We start from the raw sequence: 16,130 nt of genomic DNA, 5'->3' as shown, positions 1-16,130 counted from the left end.
CGCGGAGCCCGGAGGTTTTCCACAGCCGGCGCCGCCGGACGGCGTCCCGGGGCCCTGCCGCACCCGGGGAGGCGCTGCCCGGGAACGGCGGGACGGAGCCCGTCAGTTCCGGCGCAGCACCGGGTTGGCCAGCACGCCCAGGCCCTCGACCTCGCACTCGACGCGATCGCCGTGGTCCATCAGGCCGACCCCGGCGGGCGTACCCGTGAGGATCACGTCGCCCGGCAGCAGCGTCATCGCCTGCGAGATGTACGAGACCAGGAACGGCACGTCGAACACGAGGTCGCGCGTGCGGCCGTCCTGCTTCGTCTCGCCGTTGAGCCGGGACATCACGCCGACGTCCTCCGGGTCGAGGTCCGTGTCGATCCACGGACCCAGGGGGCACGACCCGTCGAAACCCTTCGCGCGCGCCCACTGCCCGTCGGTGCGCTGCGCGTCCCGCGCGGTCACGTCGTTCGCGACCGTGTACCCCAGGACGTACGACGCCGCGTGTTCCTCGGGCACCTCCTTGCACACCTTGCCGATGACGACGGCGAGCTCGGCCTCGTAGCTGATCTCGTCGGAGAAGTCGGGCAGCACGATCGGGTCGTCCGGCCCGATGACCGCGGTGTTCGGCTTGAAGAACAGCAGCGGGCTGGCCGGGACCTCGCCGCCCATCTCCGCGGCGTGCGCGGCGTAGTTCTTGCCGACCGCGACGATCTTCGACCGCGGGATCACGGGCGCGAGCAGCCGGACGCCGTCGCCCAGCTCGACGCGCTCGCCGGTCGGCATCGCCGGCATGTACAGCGGATCCCCGCCGAGCACGGCGAGAAAGGTCTTGTCCCCCTCGGTCTGCACGAGTCCGAACCTGGGATCATCTCCGGTGGTGAATCGAGCGATACGCACGCGCCCAATCTACGTGCCGGACGACGCCGCCGCGGACCGGCCGATCGGCCGGCCGGCACGCCGCGCGGCAGCAGCTCGTCACACGGCGAGCAGGTCGCAGACCGCGACGAGCCGGGCGCGGATCCCCGCCGCCCGCTCCGCGAAGTCCCGCTGGCGGCGGACGTACTCCGCCTTGCCCTCCGGCGTCTCGATCGCCACCGCCGCGACGCCGTACCCCGAAACGTCGTACGGCGAGGCCGCCATGTCGGTGTACCGGATGTCCCGGGCCAGCTCGAACGCGTCGAGCAGCAGGTCCCCCGGGACCGCCGGCCCGAGCTTCAGGCACCACTTGTACAGGTCCATGTTGGCGTGCAGGCAGCCGGGCTGTTCCAGGGCGGGCTGCGTCGCGCGCGTGGGGCGCAGGGCGTTGCGGTCGCGCGCCTCGGGCGTGAAGAACCGGTAGGCGTCGAAGTGCGAGCACCGCACGGGGTGTGATTCGACGACGGCGTCGGTCCCGGCGTGCCCCAGCCGCAGGGGCAGCGGGTGCCGGTGGTCCCGCCCGGCCTCCTTGTCGCGGTAGACCATCGCCCACTCGTGCAGCCCGAAGCAGCCGAACGTCCCCGCCCGCGACGTAGTCGCCGCCAGCAGCTCCCGCAGGTACCGGACGGCGTCGCCCCGCTCGGCCAGGAACGCCTCCCGGTCGAGGGTCACGCCCGCCGGGACGCGCGTGTACCAGCGCCACCCGGCTCCGGGCGGCCCGGGGTCGGCCGGGCCCGCGAGCTCGTCGTCGTCCCGCGGTGCGCCGGCACCGCCGATGCCGCGGTCGCCGTCGCCGTCGTCGTCGGCCAGTACCACCCCGGCCCCGGGATGCCACCGCCGCAGGTGGCTCATCCGGGTGGGGTAGTACGTGAACAGGAAGTCCTCGATCGCGTGCTTCCGCCCGGCCTCGCGCGCCTCGCGCCACACCGCGGTCAGGGCGTCGGCCCGCCGCAGGTGCGCGCCGGCCGCCGCCCGCCGTTCGCCGGCGGCCAGCACGCTCACGGCGACCGGACCAGATCTCACGGACCAAGGCTACGGGCCGCCCTGACGCGCCGGTGCCCGAGGCAGGACCTACCCCGGGCACCGGCCGCGCTACCTCACACGCGGCGTGCCCGTCGCCCAGCGGACCCATGCCGCCATCACACGCTCGAGCGGGCCCTGCCCGAACAGGACGCGCCACACCGTGGCCGCGGCCAGGGCGATCAGGACCATCCAGCCGAGCGGTTCGTTCGTCGGCGGGTCCAGGAGGTCGAAGCCGCTCGCCGTCACGGCCCAGATCGCGACGATCTGGGCCGAGTAGACCGTCAGCGCCAGCGCGCCCACCGCCGCGAGAGGCGCCAGGACCAGGGCCCCGATCCGGCCCGCGAACAGGCACAGCCCGATGACACCCAGCGCGAAGCCGCCCGAGCCGATGGCCTCCAGCGTCGTGTCGTCGTGGGGACCGGGCAGCCACAGGTAATCCGGGGTAGGCCACGGATCGTCCCAGGCCAGCTTTCCCCCGACCGCCCGTTCGGACAGCGTCCCGTCGTGGTTCGCCTCGATCGCCTCCCGGCCGCCCGCCCCCGCGGTCATCACCTCCGACACCAGCGCCGCCAGGAACGCGGCCCCGAACCCGGTCACGACCAGGGCCAGCCGCAGGCTGCGGCTCCTCAGGTCGCTCCGGCCCACCGCCAGCCCCGCCAGCACGAACGCCATCCACACGACCGCCGGGTAGTGCCCCGTGAGCAGGAAGTCGGTGAACGCACCGGACCCGTCGCGCGGCAGCCGCAGCCCGAGCCGCGCCAGCAGCTCGGGCCCGTAGTACGCGACCGGCGGCCCGCACACCGCGAACGCCGCCGCCCACCCCGCGAGCTGCATCGGCCGCAACCGCAGGAAGGGCAGCGCCAGCACGAAGTACGTCGCGTAGAAACCCAGGATCAGCGCCACCCGCGTTCCCAGCAGGTCCAGGAACGCGACGAGCACGATCAGCGCGGCGGCCCGCGCCAGGATCGCGTGGCGCGCCGCGGCGAGACCCGCACCCTCGGGCGGCGTCGTCCGCCCCGTGACCAGGCCGAGCGACACGCCCGCCACCGTCGCGAACAGGATCGACGACCGGCCGTGCGCGAACCCCAGCCACCCCTCCAGGGTGGCGAGATCCTCCGACGTCACCCCCACATGGGCCGTGAACATGCCGAGCACGGCGAGACCGCGCGCGATGTCGAGCCCGGGCACCCGCCCCGGGCCGCCCAGCAGGCGGCCGGCCCTCCGATCGGTCAAGTTGGACATGTGAAGCATCTTCGCAGGCTCACGGCCTGCCGTCCCGCACAGTGAGAACCTGTGTGTGACGCACGCCGCACGTCGGTAGCGTGAACGCATGAGACCCAGTACCGACTCCGCGGCGCCCCCGCACGACGCGCCAGCGGGCACCGATCCCGTCGACGCGATCGACGCTCCCGGTCACCACCGGTCCGACCTGACCAAGGAGTCGGAGTCGTACACGCACGGCCACCACGAGTCCGTGCTGCGCTCGCACCGCGCCCGTAACGCGGCGAACTCGGCCGCGTTCCTGCTGCCGCACCTGACCGAGGGCATGCGGGTGCTCGACGTGGGCTGCGGGCCGGGCACGGTCACCGTCGACCTGTCCGAGCGGTACGGCGTGGAGGTGGTCGGGGTCGACGCCGCCGGCGGCGTGCTCGAGGCGGCCCGCGAGCTCGCCTCCGCCCATCCGGACGCGAACGTGACGTTCCAGCAGGCCAACGTCTACGCGCTGCCGTTCCAGGACAACACGTTCGACGTCGTCTACGCCCATCAGGTGCTGCAGCACCTGTCGGAGCCGGTCGCCGCGCTGCGCGAGATGAAGCGCGTCGCCAGGCCGGGCGGTCTCATCGCCGTGCGCGACGCCGATTACGCCGCCATGACCTGGTATCCCGGCTCCCCCGCGCTGACCGAGTGGAACACGCTGTACCACGAGGTCACGCACGCGTACGGCTTCGAGCCGGACGCCGGGCGCCGCCTGCTGTCCTGGGTGCGCGAGGCCGGGTTCGAGCCGTCCGGCCTCGTCCCCACCGCGAGCGTCTGGTGCTACGCCACGCCCGAGGACCGCCGCTGGTGGGGCGACCTGTGGGCGCAGCGCTGCACCGAGTCGAACTTCGCGGTGCAGGCCAAGGAGTCGGCGCTGGCCGACGACGTCGCCCTCGAGCAGCTCGCCCAGGGCTGGCAGGACTGGGCCGAGTCCGCCGACGGCTGGTTCGCGATCGTGCACGGCGAGGTGCTCGCGCGCGTCTGAGGCCTGAGGGGAAACCACATTTCGCCGCGCGTTACGTGGTTGCCCCGATGCCGGCGGTACCAGCGGATTCCTACGGTCGAGGTGAACCGGCACGGAGCCACCGTGCCCCACCCCACCGACCGAGGTGATCTGGAATGAAAGGAACCATCCCGGCCACGCACCGGCTCGCGCCGGCCCGCCTGCCTGCCGACTCACCTGCCCGTACGGCGCTCACCGCCCTGGCCGCGCTCGCGCTGGCCGTCACGGTGCTGTGGGCGGCGCCGACGCCGTCCGCCCAGGCCCACGGCTGGGTCTCCGACCCGCCGAGCCGCCAGGCCCAGTGCGCCGGCGGCGCCGTGAGCCACGACTGCCAGGGCATCCAGTACGAGCCGCAGAGCGTCGAGGCGCCGAAGGGCTCCCTGCAGTGCTCCGGCGGCTCGCGCTTCACGAACCTCGACGACGACTCCCTCGGCTGGCGGCGCGCCGCCATCGGGAGCACGCACACGTTCACCTGGACGCTGACCGCCCGGCACAACACCTCGACGTGGGAGTACTTCGTCGACGGGCGGCTGTTCAAGACCGTGGACGACGGCGGCGCCCAGCCTCCGGCGACCGTCAGCCACACGCTGAGCGGCCTGCCGTCCGGGAACCACGAGATCCTGGCCCGGTGGAACGTCTCCAACACGGGCAACGCGTTCTACGCGTGCGTCGACGTGAACGTCGGCGGCACGGGGACCACCCCGCCGCCCACCAACCCCGGCACCTGCGCCGCGGCGGCCTGGATCCCGACGTCGGTGTACCTCGGCGGCGCGCGGGTCTCGTACCAGAACCGCACCTACGAGGCGAGGTGGTGGACCCAGGGCGAGATCCCGGGCCAGTCCGGCGAATGGGGTGCCTGGCGGGACCTGGGCGCCTGCTGACCGCTCGCGAGGCAGGGCACGACGCCCTGCCTCGCGAGGATTCCGGGGCCCGGCGCATCCACGGCGAGTCCGGCAGGTCGGTTTCCGCGCACACGTCCCGCCCGGGCGTGTTTTGCCATTCCCTGACCGGCCTGAAACTGGGAGCACTTTTTCACCCGTTCCGTGCCAACATGATGGCGTGCCGACCATGGTCGTGCGGGGTGTCCACCCCGCTCCCGTCGAGATCCCGGACGCGGTTCACGCGCTCGCCGGCTGGTACGTGGGCTGGGGCAGCGTCACACCCGTCTGGCGGAACGACCTGGGCGGGCTCACCTTCCGCCTGCAGGACGCCGGCTTCCCGCCCCCCGGCGCGACGACACCGGGGCGCCCGGCGCAGTACCTGAAGTGGGTGCCGGAGGGCGCGCCCTGCCCCGACCCGGTGGCGGAGGCCGGCCGGCTCCGCTGGGTCTCGCCCTTCACGAGGGTCCCGGAGGTGGTCGATGCCGGGCGCGGCGACGACGGCGCCTGGCTGCTCACCCAGGAGCGCGCGGGCATCTCGGCGATCGACCCGAGGTTCCGCGACGACCCGCGGACCGCCACGCGCTCCGTCGCCGAGGGCCTGCGCCTGCTGCACGACGCCGCCCCCGTCGCGAGCTGCCCGTTCCTGTGGACACCCGAGTCCCGCACGGCGGCGCTGCCGGACGCGGTGCGCGCCGGCATCGGCGAGCCGCCGCCGGTGGATCGCCTCGTCGTCTGCCACGGCGACCCGTGCGTGCCCAACACGCTCCTGCACGACGACGGCTCGTTCGCCGCGCACGTCGACGTGGGCGAGCTCGGCGTGGCCGACCGCTGGAGCGACCTGGCCGTCGCCTCCCGCTCGGTGGTACGCCGCTTCCGCGACCCGGGTCTGGAGGCGGAGTTCCTCGCCGCCTACGGCGTCGTCCCGGACCCGGAGCGCGTCGCCTACTACCGCACCCTCTGGGACGTCGTCGAGCACCACCGCCGGCGCCGTCGTCCCCGGTAACCGCCACGGGTCCGCGGTGCCTGCGACAATGCAGTCATCATGACGACCACGACGACGCCGCGCCCCGCAGGAACCCTGCTCCCCCACATCCCGGCCCCGACGGGCAAGGCGCCCGACCCCGACGTGCTGTTCGAGAACTTCTCCGCGTGGGCGTCCGACGGCGGACGGCCGCTCTACCCCCACCAGGAGGAGGCCCTCCTGGAGATCATGACGGGCTCGCACGTCATCCTCGCCACCCCCACCGGGTCGGGGAAGTCGATGGTCGCGATGGGCGCGCAGTTCGCGGCGCTGGCGGCGCACCGCTCCGGGAGGGGCGGCCGGACCTACTACACGGCCCCGCTGAAGGCCCTGGTGAGCGAGAAGTTCTTCGACCTGGTCGCGGCGTTCGGCTCGAAGAACGTCGGCATGATGACCGGCGACTCCGCGGTCAACCCGGACGCCCCGATCATCTGCTGCACGGCGGAGATCCTGGCCAACCTCGCGCTGCGCCAGACCCGGGGCGACGGCTCGCCGCTCGCGGGCGAGGACGCGATCTCCCAGGTCGTCATGGACGAGTTCCACTACTACGGCGACTCGCAGCGCGGCTGGGCCTGGCAGGTCCCGCTGCTGGAGCTGCCGGGCACGCAGTTCGTCCTCATGTCCGCGACGCTGGGCGACACCACCAAGCTGCGCGAGGACCTGGGCGAGCGCAGCGGCCGGGACGTCGCCGAGGTCACGGGCGCGGAGCGCCCGGTCCCCCTCACGTTCAGCTACGTCCTGGAACCCCTCACGGACACGATCGAGGAACTGGTCACCACCCACCGCGCGCCGGTGTACGTCGTGCACTTCACGCAGAAGGACGCCGTCGACCGGGCGCAGGCCCTGCTGTCGATGAAGATCGCGGGCAAGGACGAGAAGGACGCCATCGCCGGGGAGATCGGCAACTTCCGGTTCTCCACCGGCTTCGGCAAGATCCTCGGCAAGTTCCTGCGCGCGGGGATCGGCGTGCACCACGCGGGCATGCTCCCCAAGTACCGGCGCCTGGTCGAACGCCTCACGCAGAAGGGCCTGCTGAAGGTCGTGTGCGGCACGGACACCCTCGGCGTCGGCATCAACGTGCCGATCCGCACGGTTCTGATGACCAGCCTCGTGAAGTTCGACGGCGAGCGCATGCGCCACCTCACCGCACGCGAGTTCCACCAGATCGCCGGGCGGGCCGGTCGCGCCGGCTACGACACGCTCGGCGAGGTGCTCGTCATGGCGCCCGAGCACGTCATCGAGAACCGCAAGGCGGTGCTCAAGGCGGGCGACGACCCGAAGAAAAAGAAGAAGATCGTCCGCAAGAAGGCCCCCACGGGCGCGGTCAACTGGACCGACTCCACGTTCGAGCGTCTGCGCGACGCCGATCCCGAGCCGCTCACCTCCAACTTCACCGTCTCGCACGCGATGGTGCTGAACGTCCTCGCGCGGCCCGGCGGCGACCCGATCGCGGCCCTGCGCCACCTGCTCACGGCGAACCACGACACGGAGGCCACGCAGGCGAACCACGTGCGCCAGGCGTTCCGCATCTACCGCAGCCTGCGCCAGGCCGGCGTCGTCGAACGCGTGCGCGTGCCGGACCCGTCGCGGCCGTCCGGCTACCGCCCGAGCGCCCGGCTCACGGTGGACCTGCCGCGCGACTTCGCGCTCAACCAGACGCTGTCCCCGTTCGCGCTGGCGGCGATGGACCTGCTGGACGTCGAGAGCCCCACGCACGCGCTCGACGTCGTCTCCGTCATCGAGGCCACCCTCGACGACCCGCGCCAGGTGCTGTTCGGCCAGCAGAAGACCGCGCGCGGCGAGGCCATCGGGGCGATGAAGGCCGAGGGCATCGAGTACGACGAGCGCATGGAGCTGCTGGAGGAGGTCACCTGGCCCAAGCCGCTGGAGGACCTGCTCGCCCCGGCGTTCGCGACGTACAAGCAGACCAATCCGTGGGTCGCCGACGCCGAGCTGTCCTGCAAGTCGGTGGTGCGCGACATGCTCGAGAAGGCGATGACGTTCGGCGAGCTGGTCAGCGCCTACGGGCTGGAGCGCACCGAGGGCGTGGTGCTGCGGTACCTCGCCGACGCGTTCCGCGCCGTGCGCCAGGTGGTCCCCGAGGAGCACCGCACGGAGGACGTGCACGAGATCATCGAGTGGCTCGGCGAGCTGGTGCGGAACGTCGACTCGTCGCTGCTGGACGAGTGGGAGCGGCTGCAGAATCCGGTGGACGACGACGCCGACCTCGTCGTCGACGGGGAGCTCGCGGAGGCGGGGGCCGAGGCACCCGCCCGCCCCGTCACGGGCAACCCGCGCTCCTTCCGCCGCCTGGTCCGCAACGCGATGTTCCGCCGCGTCGAGCTCGCGGCCCGCGAGGCGTACGAGGAGCTCGGCAAGCTGGACGGCACCCTCGGCTGGACCGCGGACGACTGGGGCGACGCCCTGGACGACCTGTTCGACGAGCAGGGCGACGACGCCATCGGCATCGGCCCGGCCGCGCGCGCGTCGTCGCTGGTCACCATCCTGGAACCGGGCGCCGAGATCCCCGACGGCGGCCTCACGACCGAGACCGGCAAGGTCTTCGAGGGCATGTGGTGGGTGCGTCAGGTGATCGACGACGCCGACGGCGACCACGACTGGGCGATCACCGCGGTGGTCGACCTGGCCGCCAGCGACGAGGCGGGGCAGGTCGTGCTCCGCGGCCTCGACGTCGGGCCGGTCTGACCCCGGCGGCGGCCCGCCGCCGGGGCCGGCGCCGTCAGGCCGAGCGCTGGTAGGTGGGCAGGATCGCGTCGCTCTCGACGATCTCCTTGCCGAGCGGCATCAGCGAGACGGGGATGAGCTTGAGGTTCGCCCAGCCCATCGGGATGCCGATGATCGAGACGAACAGCGGGATCGCGGTGACGATGTGCCCGAGCGCGAGCCACCAGCCGGCCACGATCACCCAGATGATGTTGCCCACGAGCGACATCACCTCGCCGACGCCGGACTGCTTGCGGTCCACGACCGCCCGGCCGAACGGCCACAGCGAGTAGACGGCGATCCGGAAGGACGCGATGCCGAAGGGGATCGTGACGATCAGGATGCAGCAGATGATCCCCGCGAGCATGTACCCGAGGAAGAGCCCGAGGCCCGCGAAGATGAGCCAGATGATGTTCAGCAGCGTCCGAAGCATGCCGCCGATTCTGTCGCACTTCGTCCGGGGCACATAACCGGGTATCGCCCTGGTCCTGTCCCGGATCTCCCCTGATCCGTCCCCGGTGTGAACGGGCACCCGCCCGGCGGCGTCGTCGTCCGTAGACTCGGGGCGTGCCGACCTCCACCGCCCCGGACAGCCCTGCCGGTCCCGACGCGGGACGCATCGCGGACCGCGTCGCCGCGGTCCGTTCCCGGGTCGCCGACGCCGCCCGCGCGGCGGGCCGTGCGCCCGGCGACGTCCGGCTGCTGGTCGCGACCAAGACCCAGGAGGCCGGCGCCGTCCTCGCCGCCGTCGACGCGGGCGTCGGCCTGATCGGCGAGAACCGGGTCCAGGAGCTCGTCGCGAAGGCGCCCGACCTGGCGGGCCGGGTCGCCGCCGGGGTGCTGGAGGTGCACATGATCGGGCACCTGCAGCGCAACAAGATCAACCAGATGCTGCCGACAGTGACCGGCATCGAGACCGTCGACGACCTCCGGCTGGCCGAGGCGCTCTCCGCCCGCCGCACGGGCGACGACGCCCCGCTCGACGTGATGGTGCAGGTCAACGTGTCGGGCGAGGAGTCGAAGTCCGGCGTCGTGCCGGAGGCCGCCGGCGCGCTCGCGCGCGACGTCGCCGCCCTCCCGGGCCTGCGCCTGACCGGCTTCATGACGATCGGCGCGCGCCTGACGCCCCACGGCGAGCGGGCCGGCGACGCCGCGATCCGCGCCGGTTTCGCGCGCCTGCGCGAGATCCGCGACGAGGTGCTGGCCTCCGGCGCCCCGGGCACGGCGGACGCCCGCGAGCTGTCGATGGGCATGTCCGCGGACCTGGACCTCGCGATCGCCGAGGGCGCCACCATCGTGCGCGTCGGCACCGCGATCTTCGGCGCGCGCCCCACACCCTGACCTGGGCGACCCACTTCTTTCAGCCGCGCGCGATCGCCGCGGCCGTGCCGTTCGTCAGCCGCAGCAGGTCCGCCGGCGCGAGCCCGATGTCCAGCCCGCGGCGTCCGCCCGAGACGTAGACGACGTCGAACGCCGTGGCCGACTCGTCGAGCACCGTCACGTGCCGCTGCTTCTGCCCGAGCGGCGAGATGCCGCCCGCCACGTACCCGGTCGCGCGCTCCGCGCGCGCGACGTCGGCCATCGCGGCCTTCTTCGCGCCGACCGCCCGCGCGAGCGCCTTGAGGTCCAGCATCCGGTCCACCGGGACCACCGCGACGGCCAGGGCGCCGTCGACGTCCGCCAGGAGCGTCTTGAACACCCGCTCGGCGGGCAGCCCCAGCGCGTCGACGGCCTCGGTGCCGAAATCCTCCCGCGCGGGGTCGTGCTCGTACGCGTGCAGGGTGTGCGCGACGGCCGCCTTCTCCAGGACGACGACGGCGGGCGTCGCGCCACCACTCTTCTTCTTCGCCACGACCGCATTCTCCCCGCTGCCGCGACCGGGAGCGATGCCCGGACCGCCCGGCAGCTCAGCGCAGGTGGTCCAGGGCCCCTCGTACCCCGCGCACCCCCGGGGCCTCCAGCGCGGCGCGAGCGGCCGTCGCGTCCACGCCCACCAGCAGCGTCACCAGCGCGACCCGCAGGTCGCCGCCGACCTCGCGCAGCGCCCGCTCGCACTTCTCGGTCTCGTGGCCGGTCGCCTGCTCCAGCAGCCGCACCAGCCGTCCGCGGAGCTTCTCGTTCGTGGCGACCACCTCGACCATGAAGTTCGAGTAGGTCTTGCCGAGGCGCACCATGACCGCCGTCGACAGCGTGTTCAGCACGAGCTTCTGCGCCGTCCCGGCCTTCATCCGGGTGGAGCCCGTGATCGCCTCGGGCCCGGTGTCCACGAGGACGGCGACGTCGGCCAGCGCCGCGAGCGGCGCGACCGGGTTCGACGCGATCAGCACGGTGGCCGCGCCGAGCTCGCGCGCGGCCTCGAACGCGCCCCGCACGTAGGGCGTGCGCCCGCTCGCGGCGATGCCGACGACGACGTCGTGCCGGGAGCCGCCCTCGAGGACCGCGCGCCCGGCGGCGACGTCGTCCTCGGCGCCCTCGACCGAACGCGCGAACGCGCCGGCGCCGCCCGCGATGTGCGCGACGAACATCTCCTCGCCGACGCCGAAGGTCGGCAGCAGCTCGGCGGCGTCCATGAAGGCCATCCGGCCCGACGTCCCGGCCCCGGCGTAGTGCACGCGGCCCCCGGCGAGGATCGCGTCGACGGCGAGGTCGATCGCGGCGACGATCTGCGGGTGCTGCGCCCGCACCGCGTCGACGATGCGCGCGTCCTCGTCGGAGATCATCGCGACGAGCTCGGGCGTGGAGACGAGGTCGATGTCACGCGTGCGCGGGTTGCGCTCCTCCGTGGGTGAGGACACCCGCACCGGCGGGATCGACTCCGTCCGTTCGTAACCTGTATCGGCGATCACTCGGTCCCTCTCCTGTCACACCAGTTTCCGCTCGGCATCGGACCGCGTGAAATGCAGTTACCCGACTTACCACCACTTGCGAAGATTACCTTCACGGCGCGCGACGCCCCAACCTGAGGTCGCCACCGTTACGAAAACGTGACACGGCAACTGTCACACGGATACCCCGCGAGCCGCGCCGCCCTGCGGATCCCGCGCCCCTTAGCACGTCTCGCCATGCCGGATATTTCCCTCAGTAATATGCGAATATTTCCGCGACTCTTTGCACTATCTTGGGGAAAGATCATGTCAGAATAGATCGGTGCAGACTGACACCGGAGGGGACGGGACAGCTGTGGGCGGCAACGCCGGCTGGATCGTCGCGATGGACGTGGGCGGAAGTGGCTCACGTCTGAGCGCCGAGCTCATGGGAGCCCGGCATCCCGGCACGGGCGATTCGATCTCATTCACCCTGGAGGGCGACCCCGTCAAGATCGGGCCCGAGGGCAGCAACGCCGCCCAGGTCGTCCGGGGCCTGTGCGAGACCTTTCTCTACTGGGTGAAGAACGCCGAGTACCACTTCGAGTCACCTCCCGTCGTGCACGCCGCCGCAGTCGGCGCGACGGGCCTGACCTCGGTGGTTCCCAGCACGGCCGAGATCCACGACGTCATGGGCTCGATGCTGCGCACGAACCGCACCGCCGTCGCCGGCGACGCCCTGACCGCGCACATGGGCGCCCTCCGCGGCCGCCCGGGAGCCGTGCTGTCGGTCGGCACGGGCGCCGTCGCCTTCTCCTTCGACCAGAACGGCCGCTGGCGCCGGGCCGACGGCTGGGGACACCTGCTCGGTGACCTCGGTGCCGGGGTCTGGGTCGGCTCGGAGGCGCTGCGCGCCGCCACCGCGGCCCACGACGGACGCCCGCGCGGCGGGTCCCAGCGGCTGCTGAACGTGGCGGTCCAGAAGCTCGGCCCCGTGCCGAGCTGGCCCGCCCAGCTGTACATGAGCAACGACCGGGCCGCGAAGCTCGCGTCGTTCGCCCCCGCAGTCATGGCGGCCGCGGAGGACGGCGACCCGATCGCCAACACCATCCTCACCGAGGCCGGGCGCCACCTCGCGGCCACGCTCGCCACCGCCCTCAGCCCGGAGATCCCGCAGCTCGCGTCGATCACGGGCCGGCTCGCGCACCGCCCGTCGCCGCTGACGGAGTCGCTGTACGAGAACCTCATGCTGGAACGCCCGGGTGTCCGGCTCGTGCCGTCGGACGGTTCGCCGCTCGACGGCGCCAAGGTCCTGGCGCGAAAGCTCGCCAACGACGCCTCCTCTGTGGTGGGATACCGTCCGTGGCTGACGGTCAGGGTCGACGGGCGGCACACCACCACCGAGCACTCCGACGCCGGCGCCGATATGTTCAGCTCCATGGCGACCTCGCAGTTCAGCGCCACCGAACTGCCGGACGTCCTACCCAACACACCGGGGATGACGTGACCAACCCCGGTCCGACGACCTCTGGAGATACCGCCGATGACCGGTGATGTGCTCGTCAAGCTCCGCCGCTCGCTCCCGACGCTCCGCCCGGCGGAGGCTCGGGTCGCCGAGACGGTGCTGGAGAACCCGAGCCTGGTCGTGGCCTCCACGATCACCGAGCTCGCCGGTGAGGCGGACACCTCCCAGGCCACGGTGGTGCGGTTCTGCCGCGCCATCGGCTACGCGGGATACCCGGAGTTCCGGATCGACCTCGCCCAGGCCACGAGCCGCCGGGACCTCGAGCTGGAGCGCTCCGGCATCGCCCAGGGCGAGCTCACGCAGACCGACGGCGTCGACGACGTCGTCAGCAAGATCGCGTTCCACGAGGCCCGCACCATCGAGGACACCGCCCGCACGGTGGACCGCGAGGTGATCGACAAGCTCGCCGAGGCGATCGCGGTGGCGCCCCAGCTGGCGATCTACGGTGTGGGCGCCTCGCACATCGCCGCGCTGGACTTCGCGATCAAGCTGCAGCGCATCGGCCGGATCGCGTTCTGCTCGCCCGACGCCGACCTGCAGCAGTCCTCGGCCGCGGTCCTCGACCCGGGTTCGGTCGCGATCGGCATCTCGCACAGCGGGCAGACGACGGCGACGAACACCGCCCTCGAGCTGGCGCGCGGGCGCGGCGCGATCACGGCCGCCATCACGAACTACCCGGACGCGCCGATCGGCAAGGTCTCCGACCTCGTGCTCGCCACGACGGCCCGGGAGACGAAGTTCCGCGCGGGCGCCATGGCCTCGCGCATCGCGCAGCTGACCATCGTGGACTTCCTGTTCGTGCGGGTCGCGCAGCGGACGTACGACAAGAGCCAGGAAGCGATCAAGCTGACGGCGGAGGCCGTGGCCGGCCAGCGCATGGCGTTCGGCCGGACCTCCCGCAACGACTGACCTGACCGTGAGGTGATGCCCGCCGTCGCGGGCACCACCTCACGCTCGCGCTCACCTCGCGGGGGCCACCCCGGCCTTGATGAGGCCGTAGACGTAAGCGCCCGTGGTGGCTTCCCAGGCGGCCTCGATGACGTTGGGGCCCACGCCGACCGTGGACCAGCTGCGTTCGCCGTCGGACGTCTCCACCAGGACCCGGGTCCGCGCGTCCGTGCCCTGCTCGTTGTCGAGGATGCGGACCTTGAAGTCGATGAGCTCGAAGCGCTCGAGCTCCGGGTAGACCGGGGTCAGCGCCTGGCGCACGGCGCGGTCGAGCGCGTCCACCGGGCCGTTGCCCTCGCCCGTGGCCACGATGCGCTCGGCGCCGACCGTCATCTTGACCGTGGCCTCGGCGAAGGCCTCCGCCTCCGGGCCGTAGACGTCGGCGGGGGTGTGGCCGTCGGGGACGGTCTCGACGATGGTGCGCCAGGACTGGGTCTCGAAGTACCTGGGGAGCTCGCCGAGCTCGTCGCGCAGCACCAGCTCGAAGGAGGCGTCCGCGGCCTCGTACGTGTAACCGCGGGCCTCGTCGTGCTTGACGCGGTCGGTGACGGCCGCCAGGACATCCTTGCGGTCCGAGAGGTCGAAGCCGAGCTCGCGGCCCTTGAGCTCGACGGAGGCGCGGCCGGCCATGTCGCTGACCAGCATGCGCATGTCGTTGCCGACGTCCTTGGGGTCCATGTGCTGGTACAGGTCGGGGTCCACGCGGATCGCGCTGGCGTGCAGGCCCGCCTTGTGCGTGAAGGCGCTCTGGCCCACGTAGGGCTGGCGGGCGAACGGGGAGATGTTGGTGACCTCGCTGATCGCGTGGGCGATCCGGGTCGCCTCGCGCAGGCCGTGCTCGCCCACGAGGTCCATCCCGAGCTTGAGCTGCAGGTTGGCCGTGACCGCGATGAGGTCGGCGTTGCCTGTGCGCTCGCCGTAGCCGTTGACGCAGCCCTGGATGTGGGTGGCGCCCGCCTCGACGGCGGCCAGGGTGTTGGCCACGGCGCAGCCCGAGTCGTTGTGGGCGTGCATGCCGATGACCGGCCCGGCCGGGCGCCCGTCGTCGCCGGTCCGCCCGACGACGGCGCTGCCGCCCAGCGCCTCCACCACCTCCGAGACGATGCCGGAGACCCAGCTGGGGATCATGCCGCCGTTCGTGTCGCAGAGGCACAGCACCTCGGCGCCCGCGTCGTGCGCGGCGCGGATGGCCGACAGGGCGTAGGCGGCGTCGTACCGGTAGCCGTCGAAGAAGTGCTCCGCGTCGAGGACGACGCGCCGGCCCTCGCCCGCCAGGAAGCTCACCGTGTCGGAGATCATCGCGAGGTTCTCCTCGCGGGTGGTCCGCAGCGCGCGCTCGACGTGGCGCACGTCGGACTTGGCGACGAGGGTGACGACGGGCGTCCCGGCGTCGAGCAGCGCGCGGACCTGCGGGTCGTTGCCGGCGCGCAGCCCGGCCTTGCGCGTCGCGCCGAACGCGGCGAGCACCGCGTTGCGCAGCGTGAGTTCCTTCGCGGCGCGCGCGAAGAAGTCCGTGTCCTTGGGTACGGCACCCGGCCAGCCGCCTTCGATGAAACCGACCCCGAGTTCGTCCAGCTGCGCGGCGATGGCGAGCTTGTCCGTGACGGACAAGTTCATGCCCTCCTGCTGGGCACCGTCGCGCAGGGTCGTGTCATAGACATGGAACGGCACGCCGGCGTGGAACGGCACGTCGACGGCGTGGAACGGTGTGGCGGTCATGCGTAGGTCTCTTCCGTCCGTACGGGCAACAAAAAAGACCCTCCGGGTACGGAAGGTCTGCGCGTCCAGCATGGTGGCTGCCGGACGCGCTAGGCAATGATGATCGCCGAGCGCAGGGTGATCCACGGTGTCATGCGGGCCATGCTGCCACAGGTCGGGGCAGGGCGGTAGCGACCCACCGGGATATGGGACGCGCGGGCCGCCGCTCACCGGCTTCCGCCGACCTCACCCGCCTCTTGTGCGGATTTGATCGCTACTTTTGATTGATCTTCGACACAAGTCCGGCTAGCGTGACCCTGCCGGGGCGGCGCTGCCCCGGTCA

The 16,130-nt window shown here is 72.4% G+C and carries 14 protein-coding genes; 7 read left to right on the top strand and 7 right to left on the bottom strand.

Translation table 11 applies throughout. The features are described 5' to 3' along the window. Nucleotides 1-102: 102 nt before the first annotated feature. From ABD208_RS19185 to ABD208_RS19175, 3 genes are all read right to left on the bottom strand, one after another. A complete protein-coding gene (locus ABD208_RS19185; RefSeq protein WP_344106145.1) occupies nt 103-885 on the bottom strand; it encodes a fumarylacetoacetate hydrolase family protein in 783 nt (260 codons plus the stop codon). Nucleotides 886-963: 78 nt separating this feature from the next. Then, the gene (locus tag ABD208_RS19180) at nt 964-1,926 is read right to left on the bottom strand and encodes a 3-methyladenine DNA glycosylase (protein WP_425561134.1); all 963 of its coding nucleotides are present in this window, start codon (nt 1,924-1,926) and stop codon (nt 964-966) included. A gap of 69 nt (nt 1,927-1,995) precedes the next feature. Continuing rightward, nucleotides 1,996-3,168: a heparan-alpha-glucosaminide N-acetyltransferase domain-containing protein gene (locus ABD208_RS19175; protein WP_344106143.1), complete on the bottom strand. Its 1,173-nt coding sequence runs from the start codon at nt 3,166-3,168 to the stop codon at nt 1,996-1,998. Nucleotides 3,169-3,256: 88 nt separating this feature from the next. Here ABD208_RS19175 and ABD208_RS19170 point away from each other — a divergent pair, with 88 nt between their 5' ends. The 4 genes from ABD208_RS19170 (at nt 3,257) to ABD208_RS19155 (ending at nt 8,794) form a co-directional block, all read left to right on the top strand. Beyond that, nucleotides 3,257-4,168 (top strand): class I SAM-dependent methyltransferase, encoded by a 912-nt coding sequence (locus ABD208_RS19170; protein WP_344106141.1) that lies wholly within the window; start codon nt 3,257-3,259, stop codon nt 4,166-4,168. Nucleotides 4,169-4,302: 134 nt separating this feature from the next. Continuing rightward, on the top strand, nt 4,303-5,067 hold the full coding sequence (locus ABD208_RS19165) for a lytic polysaccharide monooxygenase (protein ID WP_344106139.1): 765 nt from the start codon (nt 4,303-4,305) through the stop codon (nt 5,065-5,067). Nucleotides 5,068-5,254: 187 nt separating this feature from the next. After that, entirely contained in the window at nt 5,255-6,070 is an 816-nt protein-coding gene (locus tag ABD208_RS19160) for a phosphotransferase (protein WP_344106272.1), read from the top strand. A 39-nt stretch (nt 6,071-6,109) separates the two neighbouring features. Next, nucleotides 6,110-8,794, top strand: coding sequence for a DEAD/DEAH box helicase (locus ABD208_RS19155; RefSeq protein WP_344106137.1), 2,685 nt, complete (start codon nt 6,110-6,112; stop codon nt 8,792-8,794). A gap of 34 nt (nt 8,795-8,828) precedes the next feature. Here ABD208_RS19155 and ABD208_RS19150 read toward each other — a convergent pair whose 3' ends face one another. Beyond that, on the bottom strand, nt 8,829-9,245 hold the full coding sequence (locus ABD208_RS19150; RefSeq protein ID WP_344106135.1) for a YccF domain-containing protein: 417 nt from the start codon (nt 9,243-9,245) through the stop codon (nt 8,829-8,831). A 134-nt stretch (nt 9,246-9,379) separates the two neighbouring features. On the opposite strand from ABD208_RS19150, the gene ABD208_RS19145 reads away from it, so the two are divergent. Further along, on the top strand, nt 9,380-10,153 hold the full coding sequence (locus tag ABD208_RS19145; protein ID WP_344106133.1) for a YggS family pyridoxal phosphate-dependent enzyme: 774 nt from the start codon (nt 9,380-9,382) through the stop codon (nt 10,151-10,153). Nucleotides 10,154-10,172: 19 nt separating this feature from the next. Here ABD208_RS19145 and ybaK read toward each other — a convergent pair whose 3' ends face one another. Further along, the gene (gene ybaK, locus ABD208_RS19140) at nt 10,173-10,664 is read right to left on the bottom strand and encodes a Cys-tRNA(Pro) deacylase (RefSeq protein ID WP_344106131.1); all 492 of its coding nucleotides are present in this window, start codon (nt 10,662-10,664) and stop codon (nt 10,173-10,175) included. Nucleotides 10,665-10,719: 55 nt separating this feature from the next. After that, complete coding sequence (murQ, locus tag ABD208_RS19135) at nt 10,720-11,658, bottom strand: N-acetylmuramic acid 6-phosphate etherase (RefSeq protein WP_344106129.1); 939 nt, start codon at nt 11,656-11,658, stop codon at nt 10,720-10,722. A gap of 301 nt (nt 11,659-11,959) precedes the next feature. Between murQ and ABD208_RS19130 the strand changes: the two genes are divergently transcribed. Together ABD208_RS19130 and ABD208_RS19125 are read left to right on the top strand one after the other, a co-directional pair. Beyond that, nucleotides 11,960-13,123 (top strand): N-acetylglucosamine kinase, encoded by a 1,164-nt coding sequence (locus ABD208_RS19130; RefSeq protein WP_344106127.1) that lies wholly within the window; start codon nt 11,960-11,962, stop codon nt 13,121-13,123. Nucleotides 13,124-13,159: 36 nt separating this feature from the next. Continuing rightward, nucleotides 13,160-14,050, top strand: a complete 891-nt coding sequence (locus tag ABD208_RS19125; RefSeq protein ID WP_344106125.1) for a MurR/RpiR family transcriptional regulator — start codon at nt 13,160-13,162, stop codon at nt 14,048-14,050. 51 nt (nt 14,051-14,101) lie between these two features. On the opposite strand, the gene cimA is transcribed toward ABD208_RS19125, so the two are convergent. After that, a complete protein-coding gene (cimA, locus tag ABD208_RS19120) occupies nt 14,102-15,808 on the bottom strand; it encodes a citramalate synthase (protein WP_344106123.1) in 1,707 nt (568 codons plus the stop codon). Between the last annotated feature and the right edge of the window lie 322 nt (nt 15,809-16,130).

Source organism: Myceligenerans crystallogenes (assembly GCF_039529775.1).
In the GTDB taxonomy this organism is placed as follows: domain Bacteria; phylum Actinomycetota; class Actinomycetes; order Actinomycetales; family Cellulomonadaceae; genus Myceligenerans; species Myceligenerans crystallogenes.
This window is presented reverse-complemented; position numbering and strand designations above follow the sequence as displayed.

Bases quoted from the DNA above. Each gene is read 5' to 3' on its own strand.
- ABD208_RS19175 (WP_344106143.1), bottom strand. From the start codon at position 3,168: ATGTCCAACTTGACCGATCGGAGGGCCGGCCGCCTGCTGGGCGGCCCG.
- ABD208_RS19170 (WP_344106141.1), top strand. From the start codon at position 3,257: ATGAGACCCAGTACCGACTCCGCGGCGCCCCCGCACGACGCGCCAGCG.
- ABD208_RS19165 (WP_344106139.1), top strand. From the start codon at position 4,303: ATGAAAGGAACCATCCCGGCCACGCACCGGCTCGCGCCGGCCCGCCTG.
- ABD208_RS19160 (WP_344106272.1), top strand. From the start codon at position 5,255: ATGGTCGTGCGGGGTGTCCACCCCGCTCCCGTCGAGATCCCGGACGCG.
- ABD208_RS19155 (WP_344106137.1), top strand. From the start codon at position 6,110: ATGACGACCACGACGACGCCGCGCCCCGCAGGAACCCTGCTCCCCCAC.
- ABD208_RS19150 (WP_344106135.1), bottom strand. From the start codon at position 9,245: ATGCTTCGGACGCTGCTGAACATCATCTGGCTCATCTTCGCGGGCCTC.
- ABD208_RS19125 (WP_344106125.1), top strand. From the start codon at position 13,160: ATGACCGGTGATGTGCTCGTCAAGCTCCGCCGCTCGCTCCCGACGCTC.
- cimA (WP_344106123.1), bottom strand. From the start codon at position 15,808: ATGACCGCCACACCGTTCCACGCCGTCGACGTGCCGTTCCACGCCGGC.